Raw genomic sequence first — 9,126 nt, forward strand, 5'->3', positions numbered from 1 at the left:
ACGTTCGCCGATCGTTGGCCGGGATCGGAAACATACTGATGGAAATCCGCCGAAACACCGTTAGCGAGATAGACCCCCGCGAAGCTGAACGACACAGAAAGACTCCGGACCTGCCGGACCGGTGACGCTGCTGCACTGATGCCCGGGCGCAGGGGGCGTAGCGTCGGCCCACTTGATGGGGAGTTCGATAGAGGATGTGCAGTTAGACGAACCACTGCCGACTGTCGCCATGACGATGGTGCTGCCCATCGGTGGCAGTGTTTCTGGGTGGATGGCCCGGACCTGGCTGATACACCTGTTTCGCGTGTTCTGTCCGTGGCTGTACGGCTGCGCACGGTTCTGCCTCGGACTTGATCGCGAGGAAAATTGCTGACATGCCGCTGGCCTGTGTATGCCCGGGACCGCGAGAAGCTGGTCTCCAACTTCGGGCGACACGGCCTGAGGCGTGCAAAGGTGACCGGCCGTAGTGTCGAAGGACTGGTCGAGTCGATCGTGAAGTCCTTGATTTGAGCTGTGTCGTCTCCGCCAGCCACTCCGCCGGACACGGCTGGAGGTCCGCATCGGCGAGTTGGTCCCAGACTCGAACGTCCTCGGGCACTTGGTGTCTCCCCGATGCGGCAACCCGCGCCCGGCGCTACCGGAGGAGATCGAGGGCGAGGACAGTCAGGCTTGGTCGCCGACGGTGACGTCGGCGTGGACAACACCAGGAGTTGACCAACCGTGGACATCAATGGCGCAAAGAGCTCCGCTATAGATGAGGAGTGTGCGTATGGCGCGTAGAGACCGTTGGCGTCCGGTCGGTCATGTTCGAAGATGGGAAGCGCCGTTGAGGTCCAGGATCGTTCCGGTGGCCCATTGGGCTTCGGGTGAGGCGAGATAGACGATGGCTGCGGCTACTTCGGCCGGTGTTCCGACGCGGCCGAGGGGGCTCTGTTGCCGTAGCGCGGCGCCTTCGTGGCTGTTGAGCTTCGGTTGCTGACGTTCGCTGGAGACGAATCCGGGTGCGACGCTGCTCACTGCGATTCCTCGCGGTGCCAGGGCGATCGCCAGGGATTGCCCGAGGGCATGCAGGGCGGCCTTGGTTGCACCGTAGGCGGGGTGCTCGGGTTCACCTCGAAACGCTCCGCGGGAGCCTACATTGATGATGCAGCCCCCTGCGGTCATGTGTTGGGCGGCTGCCCAGGTCACGCGAGCAGAACCGAGGAGGTTCACATCTACCATCCGGGTCCAGATGGCGCACCAATCGTCGTAGCTGGTATCCGCAATCGGATGGCGGTTGACTGCGGACGGCGCTACGGCGGCGTTGTTGACGAGAACGTCCAACGAGCCGAGCGCGCTGACGGCTTGCTCTACGAGATTTCGTGCTTGCTCCGGATCTCCGATGTCACCGCTGACGATCGTGTGCCCTTCGCCGGGCAGCTCTGATCTCGTGTGTTCGGCGCCCTCCCGGTCGGTCGCGTAGTGCACTGCCACGGTGTCACCGAGTTCGGCGAATGCACGGGCGGTGGCGCGGCCGATGCCGCTCGACGCGCCGGTGACCAAAACCTGTCGCATCAACTGCATCTTCTCCCTCGCGGTGGGCATCCCACCGATGCCCTTTCATCTCGCCGTCCGCCAGAAGGCGTGATCTCGAGAGAGGCCGGTTCGCCGATGGATAGCAATATCCGACTCGATTTGGCTGAGCGCTGCCCTTGCACGTGATACCAGCACCCTCGATCGCCGCCTCTGTTCGGCACGGGTCACATTCGAAGTACCCTGTCGTGCGGACGGGTCCTACCTGGTGGATCTACGATCTAAGGGAGATCGAGGCTAGCTGTTGCGGCGAGAGCTCCCAATAGTTGGAGCTTGTCGGCGCTCGGTGATCCGGGCAGTGCTTGGTACACGATCAGCTGGTGGCCGGGAGCGCTGCGGACATCGAATGCGTTGTACTCGAGAAGTAGGTCACCGACATCGGGATGACGAAATGCCTTGGCCTCGTGGGTTTTGCCTCTCACGTCGTGCTGATTCCAGAGGTCGCGGAACTCTGCGCTCGCAGCGTGTGCCTCGAGAATGAGTGCCCGGACGTCGTCTGCAGAGCCGATGTGGCCGAGAGCAAGCCGAAGATTCGCGACGCAGGCGGTTGTAGCGCGCTCCCAATCGGTGAAGAACCGGCGCCCGAAGGGATCGAGGAACGTCATACGGGCGATGTTGTCGATGCGTTCGAAACCGTTGTACAGAGCACCAGCGAGGTCGTTATACGCGAGAACATCCAACTGGCGGTTGATGATCAGCGCGGGGGTGTGCGACCACGACGTGAGAAGCTGACGGAGCGAATCGTCGACGGTCTCGCGCATCGGCGTACGCGGTGTCGGCGCCAGACCGGCAAGGCGGAACAAATGCTCGCGCAGATCTGAGTCGAGGTCGAGCGCACCCGCCAGAGCGTTGAGCACCCCGGGGGAAGGATTCCGCTCGCGGCCCTGTTCGAGTCGGGTGTAGTAGTCGACGCTGACGCCAGCGAGCATGGCTACTTCTTCGCGGCGAAGACCCGAGACGCGGCGGCCGGGCTGGGCCTTGATGCCCATGGTGGAGGGCTTTACGTGGCCCCGTCGTGCTTTGAGGAACGTTCCCAGTTCGGTCGAGCTCATGAGACGACGTTAACTTCTCGACGTCGGGTCTGGCAGGCCGTGTCGCACCCTGGCAGGTTTCGGTTGACCGAGGCGACCAGAACAGCGCCCAAGAGCGTGATTGCAACCACGACGCAAGCCGCGGCAGTCAGGTTGCCGCCGAGGGCAGATGCGGCGATCACCGGGCCGATACTTCCGCCGAAGAACATGAAGGCGCCGTACCAAGCAGTCGCGCCGGCCGTCTCCTCCGGCGCAGCAACCTCCACGATGCGCGCGACCAGAGCAGGTGTCGTGAGTGCGATCGCAGCGACGAAGACGACGACGCCAACGGCAATAACCGCGGTAGCGGCCTGAATCGCGACGGTTGCTGCGCTGGTCGCGGCGAGAAGGAACCCAGCGACGGCACGCCGGCGAGCCGGAATGCCGTGTAGAAAACTTGCGGCCACCGTTACGAGAACAAGGGCGGGCAAGGTGGCGATCCGTAGACCTTGCAAGCCGCCGGGGAAGCCCGCGACGGCGGCAGAATCACTAAGCTGCAATGCTGTGAACAGGGCCACGTAACCGCCGAGCACCGCCGCGGTCGCGAGGTATAGGGCGATCATCCGTCCGCGGCGAATGACTCGGGGAAGTACGAGCAACGCCTGCGACATCGGTACGGACGCAACCGCACCTCCGGTCAGCGTGACCGCAAGTACGCCCGCGCACACGGCCAGGCCCATTCCGCTCGCGAGGAATACACCTCTCCAGCCCCACAAGTGGGCCGCCGGACCGGCGATCAAAGGCATGACCACAGCCGATGCCAGAAACCCGGTTGTCAACGCAGTGGTGGCGACGGTCCGAAGACGCGCGGGAAACTGCTGCGCTACGTACACCAACGCACAGGGCGCAAAAGCCGCGGTGACGAAACCCTGCACCGCGCGGATTACCAGCTCGGCGCTGATCGATGTCGGCGCGGCCGCAGCCAGCGCCGTTGTACTGGCGCATACCAAACCAGCGAGCAGGACAGGTTTGGCGCCGAAGCGCCCGGCGAGCGGGCCGACGGCCAAAAATCCACACGCGTAAGCGATCCCGAAGATTGTGGTTGACGCTGCCACAGCTGAGGGCGGGACGCGCAAGCTGTCGGCCATCGAATCGATGAGACCGAGCACAACATAGGTCTGTCCGACAGCGAGGATGCCCGTCACCGTCAGCACCGCCACACTGACCACACTGCGTATTTGCGAGAGTGCGGGTGAAGTCATGGGAGCGAGTCCTTTCAGAGATGCCGCAGATCGGCAGGATTCGACTCTCTCCTCCCTAGCGAGCATGAACCAGGCCGTAGCGCACCCAGGTACACACCGGCCTGTTCCAGTCACCCATCCAGCCCGATAGTGGATTTCGCCGGGAACACCGGTGTCCCTCGAATCGCCATTCTGGAGCACACATGAACACCCCCTTCAGCCCTGAACTGCTCGCGCTGATCAACACCAACCGCGCCACCGGGCATCGCCCACTTCTGTTCGGCAACGCCCGCGTCATCACCGACGACTCATTGATCGGTGACTTCGACCGCGGCGATGTTCTTCTGGGCGGCTCCCGCGTGGTCGGCATCGGGCCCGGGCTACTCACCGCGGCCGACGACGACGGCGCCATCGTCATCGACTGCGACGGCTACGTCATCGTGCCGATGGACATCGACATCGCTCAGCTGCGCGGCCTCCGCGAGGCTTCCTTCCGGTCGCCGACCGCGCTTGCACCCGGCAATCCGGCCAGTTTCGCGATCTTGCCCGCCGACTCCGGCGAATCAGCATCCGCCGCGCTCCGCCGATTCCTCGGCGCCCCAGAGTCCGCGTCCACGGTGGTCATCGCCGGCGACGTGGTTCTCTGGGGCGGGCAGAGTGTCAACACCGGCGACGCCGCTGAAGCGCCCGCTGTCGCGAACGCACCCTCGGACCACTATCTCGGCACCTGGATCGACGAGAACGACTTCGTGCATCAGCACCTGACCGCCGACGGCCGCTACGACGAGACCCGCGGCGGCCGCCCGCATGCCTTCCAAGGTTCCTTCTGGATCACCGGGGACCGTATCGACTACCGCGACGACCTCGGCTTCTGGGCCTTCGGTGAATTCATCGATGGCACCCTGCACCACGCCGGTTACACCTTCCACCGGTCCTGACCGCGACTTGAGACTGAGGAGAGACCCACATGCACACCTCCCTTGCTGACTTCAACGCCGCCCGCACCAGCGGCCGCCCGATCCTGTTGAGCGGCGGTGCCGTCGTCACGATGGACCCAGATGTTCCGGATCTCGACTCCGGCGATGTCCTGCTCGTCGGCTCGCGCATCATTGCCGTTGGACTCGACCTCCGTTCCGACCCCGACCACGGCGCTGCTGCCGCATCAGCGCTCGTCGTCGACGCCCGTGGCGCGATCGTGTGCCCCGGCTTCGTCGACACCCACCGCCACGCCTGGGAAGCGCAACTGCGCCGCAGCATCCCTGACGTCGGCGACCTCGGCGAATACGTCATGTCGACGCTCTCCGGCATCGCACCGAGCTACACCCCCGACGACATGCACGTCGGCACCCGCCTCGCCGCGTTGACCGCGCTCGACTCGGGCATCACGACCATGCTCGACTTCTCCCACAACTCGCGGAGCACCGCCCACTCCGATGCGGCGCTCAATGCGCTCGTCGACTCCGGAATCCGGGGCGTACACGCCTCGATGGGTCCGCACTTCGGTGAGTGGGACCGTCAGTGGCCCGCCGACATGGGCCGAATGGTGAGCGATTTCCACGGCGCCGCGAACGGCCTCGTCACCGTGCGACTCGCTGCGCTGTCCACCGACGAGATCGCCGGCCCGGCCATCGCTTACGGCCCCGAACTCGCGGCCGTGGCCCGTGACCTGGGGGTCTGGACCAGCATCGACGCCGTCTTCGGAGTGCCCTCGTCGGAGGCGATTCTGCAGTGGGCGCGGATGGGGATCCTCGACCCGACCCTCACGCTGATCCACTCGACCGGGCTCACTGCCGATGCCTGGTCGGCGATGGGAGATGCCGGGGTCACGGTGTCGCTCGCGCCCACATCCGACGCGCAGATCGGTCTCGAAACCGCGGTCCCCGCCGTCGACGAAGCCCTCTCCGTCGGGATCCGCCCGGGCTTGAGCATCGACGTCGAAGTGGCACTCGCCAGCGACATGTTCACCCAGATGCGGGCCCTCCACGCCATCCAGCGGATGCGCGCCACCAACGCCACCTACGGCACCGACGAGTCGCGCAGCAAGATCACCACACGGGACGTCCTCGACTTCGCAACCCTTCAAGGCGCCCGCGCCAACGCACTCGGAGACGTCACCGGCTCGCTGACCCCGGGCAAAGACGCAGACCTCCTCATCGTCCGCGCCGACGACATCAACAACATGCCCCTCAACGACGCCATCGGCACCCTGGTACTCGGCTCGGATGCCCGCAACATCGACACCGTTCTGGTCGCCGGCAACCCTCGCAAGTGGGCGGGCTCGCTGGTCGGTGAAGACATCGACGCACTTCGCGCCGACGTCGTCCGCTCGCGCGACGACATCACCCGGCGGGTGGCGGCACTGTGAGGGATACCGGAGACACGGACGACACGGAAGACACGGAAGACACGGAAAGAGTTACAGCAATGCAGCATTCGTTCGTCGGGCTCTGGGTCACGGCCGACGGGAACATCCGCCAACGCCTCCTCCCCGAAGGCCGCTACGTCGAGGCCCGCGGCAACCGCGAGGCCGCATATACCGGCGCGTATCGGATCGAAGGCTCCATGATCTACTACCGCGACGACACGGGCTTCTCGGCCGACGGCGAGTTTCGCGGCGACATCCTGTACCACGCAGGCATGGTCATGTACCGAGAGACGGCCGCTCGAACACTCCCGTAGACGTAGCTCTTCCTCGATCGGCTCCTACCGGGTGCAAATCTCTCTCATAGGGAATGCCAGGGGATTCCGACAACATCGTGAGAATCCCTGACCTCAACCTGCAGGATCCCAATGCGGCAGGTCACCCTCTGTGTCCCCGCAAGGTCTACATCAGTTGTAGGTCTTGCGGGGGGGCACGTCGACCAGCGCTGACGCGGTCACCGGAGTGGCGGTGCGGTGATGCGGCTCCCGCTGCGATCATCGACCAGTGGGATTTCCGGAGACAGGATCGGCGGCGCTGGGCAGACTGGAGCCGACGGAAAGGACCCGGCAATGAGAATCGACATCCCCGAGGGCAAGGACCCTGTCGGATACGTGTGGGGCGAGATGGTCCCCGGTATCGGCGTCGCGGCGTCCAAACTCTCGCTCGCGGTCTACTCGCAGTCCACGCTCGCGCTGCGCGAGTTCGAGGCCGCGCGGCTGCGCATCGCCCAGATCAACGGGTGCATCGTCTGTATGGACTGGCGCACCGAACGCGACGGCGAGAAGGTCGAGGACGGCTTCTTTGAGGCCGTCGAGAACTGGCGCACCACAGACGCATTCGACGACCGGACCCGGCTGGCCGCCGAGTACGCGCAGCGGTACGCGCTCGACCACCACAACCTCGACGACGAGTTCTGGGCCCGCATGGCCGAGCACTACGACCAGCGCGAGATCGTGGAGCTCACGATGTCCATCGGCTCCTGGATCGTCTCGGGCCGGCTCAACCACGTCCTCGGCCTCGACACGGTGTGCGCTCTGCCGGAACTCTGACGAATCTGTCGGAGTGAATTCGATGTTGAGGCCGGTGGTTCCAGTGTCCTCCGCACGATTCGGCGATCTCGAATTCTCGTTGAGTGAAATCGTCTCGGTGGCAACAAACATGGACATCTATCGTTCTCGGGTCACGAGTTGTCACGGGATGGGATTCGCGCGTGGCCGCGAAGAAAGGAAGAAGTAGTGGGTCTCTTGGACGGCCGAAGTGGACTTGTCACCGGCGGCGCCAACGGAATCGGCCGAGCGATGGCCGAAAGCCTCGCCCGTGAGGGTGCGAACGTGCTGGTGTCCGATATCGATGACGGCGCAGGTGTGGAGACCGTTCAACGTATCCGGAGTGCAGGCGGAACCGCGGAGTACCTCCACACTGATGTGACTGACGAAGACGCAGTGTCCGCAATGGTGCACGCCGCCGTGGAGGCTTTCGGCTCGCTGGACTTCGCGATGAACAACGCCGGAGGGGGAAGCTTGGGGCGTCCACTCCACAGGGACACCAAAGAGAATTATGAACACACAATCCGACTCGACTATATGAGTGTCTTCTACTGCCTCAAGGCAGAACTCATCCAGATGCGAAAGCAGAACACCGGCGGTGCGATCGTAAACACGGCGTCGACTGCTGGTATGAGCGGACTCCCCGGATTCGCGGCCTATGGCGGCGCAAAGTGGGGCGTGATCGGCCTGACTCAATCTGCGGCCGTCGAGAACGGACGATTCGGCATTCGTGTAAATGCACTGTGTCCCGGAAGCACTGAAACCGACGCGATCAAGGAAATGGCTGAGATGGATCCCGCTGGCTACCAGGCTCGCACGCGCGCGATTCCTCTTGGACGTGCGGGACGGCCCGAGGAACAGGCAGACGCAGCAGTCTGGTTGGTTTCACCGCGCTCTTCTTACGTCACTGGTGTCGCGCTACCCGTGGACGGCGGAAGCATCATCCGCCGTTAACCGTCACCGATCAGCAGTTGTGGAGATCATCCGGAGCCTGATCGACTCGTCCAGATAGCCTGCTACCCAAGACATCGAAGGGCTCGCGGATAAGACGGTGCTATCGCGGAGGCATGCCGGGGATAACCTCCGGGCTGATGACGGTCGAGGTGGGATTTGGGCATATCGCGGTAGCGGGGCAGAACGGGGGCGGGAGACGACGATGAGTCGATGCTCATTATGATCCGTTTTCTCCGAGCGGATTTGAGCGAACCCGTCCGTGAGATACGTTCAATGCGCTGTGCCGCAGCATCGGTGAGGAGCTTGTGCTACTCGATCAAAAATCAAGATCATCCCGTTGCGGGTTTCTGGTGCGCCAGCGGTCGGGGAACCTCAGCGGTCGTCGTCGAGGGGGACGGGAATCGATTGTTCGATCAGATCTTCCTCGGGCGCCGGCCATGGGGTGTCGAGTTCGGTGGTGAGGGCCTCGGCGTCGACGGCATTCACCGAGACAGCGTCTGGGTCGGCTGGGATGGTTTGTTCGATGTAGTCGGCGCCGGGTGTCGCGTCGAGTGCTGCGCGAATGTGGTCGTGTTCCATGACGATGGTCTTTTCTCTGCTGGCGATCACGGTCGTTTCTATGTGTCGTGTGTGTTTTTCTGGCGTAGGTGGGCGTTGTCTGCGCGTAGCCGGGTGTTGTCGCGGCGTAGTAGGGCGGTGTTGTCTTCGAGTTCGAGGACTCGTTTGATGCCGACGAGGTTGATGCCGTCGGCGATCAGGTCCGCGATGCGGCCGAGGCGGGTGAGGTCGTCGTTGTTGTAGCGTCGTGTGCCGCCGCGGGTGCGGGTGGGGGTGATCAGGCCGTACTGTTCGTAGAGTCGCAGTGTGCCGGCGGTGAATCC

Annotated in this window: 10 protein-coding genes; 5 read left to right on the top strand and 5 right to left on the bottom strand. The window is 64.0% G+C overall.

Features of this window, described 5'->3' with window-relative positions; all coding sequences use genetic code 11:
- Nucleotides 1-801: 801 nt before the first annotated feature.
- The 3 genes from V2B23_RS30415 to V2B23_RS30425 all read right to left on the bottom strand — a co-directional run bounded on the left by V2B23_RS30415 (nt 802) and on the right by V2B23_RS30425 (nt 3,844).
- Nucleotides 802-1,554: an SDR family NAD(P)-dependent oxidoreductase gene (locus tag V2B23_RS30415; protein ID WP_430953624.1), complete on the bottom strand. Its 753-nt coding sequence runs from the start codon at nt 1,552-1,554 to the stop codon at nt 802-804.
- A gap of 239 nt (nt 1,555-1,793) precedes the next feature.
- Nucleotides 1,794-2,624: a helix-turn-helix transcriptional regulator gene (locus V2B23_RS30420; RefSeq protein ID WP_430953625.1), complete on the bottom strand. Its 831-nt coding sequence runs from the start codon at nt 2,622-2,624 to the stop codon at nt 1,794-1,796.
- Entirely contained in the window at nt 2,621-3,844 is a 1,224-nt protein-coding gene (locus V2B23_RS30425; protein WP_019749813.1) for an MFS transporter, read from the bottom strand. Before V2B23_RS30425 ends, V2B23_RS30420 begins: the two co-directional genes overlap by 4 nt.
- Before the next feature lie 182 nt (nt 3,845-4,026).
- Between V2B23_RS30425 and V2B23_RS30430 the strand changes: the two genes are divergently transcribed.
- From V2B23_RS30430 to V2B23_RS30450, 5 genes are all read left to right on the top strand, one after another.
- Nucleotides 4,027-4,761, top strand: a complete 735-nt coding sequence (locus V2B23_RS30430) for an Atu4866 domain-containing protein (RefSeq protein ID WP_019749814.1) — start codon at nt 4,027-4,029, stop codon at nt 4,759-4,761.
- Between the two features lie 29 nt (nt 4,762-4,790).
- Nucleotides 4,791-6,188 carry an amidohydrolase family protein gene (locus tag V2B23_RS30435; RefSeq protein WP_019749815.1) on the top strand — a complete coding sequence of 466 codons (1,398 nt, stop codon included), beginning with the start codon at nt 4,791-4,793 and terminating at the stop codon, nt 6,186-6,188.
- A 59-nt stretch (nt 6,189-6,247) separates the two neighbouring features.
- Nucleotides 6,248-6,502 (top strand): Atu4866 domain-containing protein, encoded by a 255-nt coding sequence (locus V2B23_RS30440; RefSeq protein ID WP_037134809.1) that lies wholly within the window; start codon nt 6,248-6,250, stop codon nt 6,500-6,502.
- A gap of 312 nt (nt 6,503-6,814) precedes the next feature.
- Nucleotides 6,815-7,294 carry a carboxymuconolactone decarboxylase family protein gene (locus tag V2B23_RS30445; RefSeq protein WP_029538815.1) on the top strand — a complete coding sequence of 160 codons (480 nt, stop codon included), beginning with the start codon at nt 6,815-6,817 and terminating at the stop codon, nt 7,292-7,294.
- Between the two features lie 186 nt (nt 7,295-7,480).
- Nucleotides 7,481-8,245 (top strand): SDR family NAD(P)-dependent oxidoreductase, encoded by a 765-nt coding sequence (locus V2B23_RS30450; RefSeq protein ID WP_157902109.1) that lies wholly within the window; start codon nt 7,481-7,483, stop codon nt 8,243-8,245.
- 372 nt (nt 8,246-8,617) lie between these two features.
- On the opposite strand, the gene V2B23_RS30455 is transcribed toward V2B23_RS30450, so the two are convergent.
- Nucleotides 8,618-8,854, bottom strand: coding sequence for a hypothetical protein (locus V2B23_RS30455; protein ID WP_430953626.1), 237 nt, complete (start codon nt 8,852-8,854; stop codon nt 8,618-8,620).
- Nucleotides 8,855-8,862: 8 nt separating this feature from the next.
- Nucleotides 8,863-9,126 (bottom strand): MerR family transcriptional regulator (locus V2B23_RS30460; RefSeq protein WP_430953627.1); only part of this gene is annotated, 264 nt, incomplete at its 5' end.

Origin of the sequence: Rhodococcus sp. 24CO (assembly GCF_050586165.1) — a bacterium.
In the GTDB taxonomy this organism is placed as follows: domain Bacteria; phylum Actinomycetota; class Actinomycetes; order Mycobacteriales; family Mycobacteriaceae; genus Rhodococcus_F.

Coding starts and splice junctions, on each gene's coding strand:
- V2B23_RS30415 (WP_430953624.1), bottom strand. CDS start 1,554: ATGCGACAGGTTTTGGTCACCGGCGCGTCGAGCGGCATCGGCCGCGCC.
- V2B23_RS30445 (WP_029538815.1), top strand. CDS start 6,815: ATGAGAATCGACATCCCCGAGGGCAAGGACCCTGTCGGATACGTGTGG.
- V2B23_RS30425 (WP_019749813.1), bottom strand. CDS start 3,844: ATGACTTCACCCGCACTCTCGCAAATACGCAGTGTGGTCAGTGTGGCG.
- V2B23_RS30435 (WP_019749815.1), top strand. CDS start 4,791: ATGCACACCTCCCTTGCTGACTTCAACGCCGCCCGCACCAGCGGCCGC.
- V2B23_RS30440 (WP_037134809.1), top strand. CDS start 6,248: ATGCAGCATTCGTTCGTCGGGCTCTGGGTCACGGCCGACGGGAACATC.
- V2B23_RS30430 (WP_019749814.1), top strand. CDS start 4,027: ATGAACACCCCCTTCAGCCCTGAACTGCTCGCGCTGATCAACACCAAC.
- V2B23_RS30420 (WP_430953625.1), bottom strand. CDS start 2,624: ATGAGCTCGACCGAACTGGGAACGTTCCTCAAAGCACGACGGGGCCAC.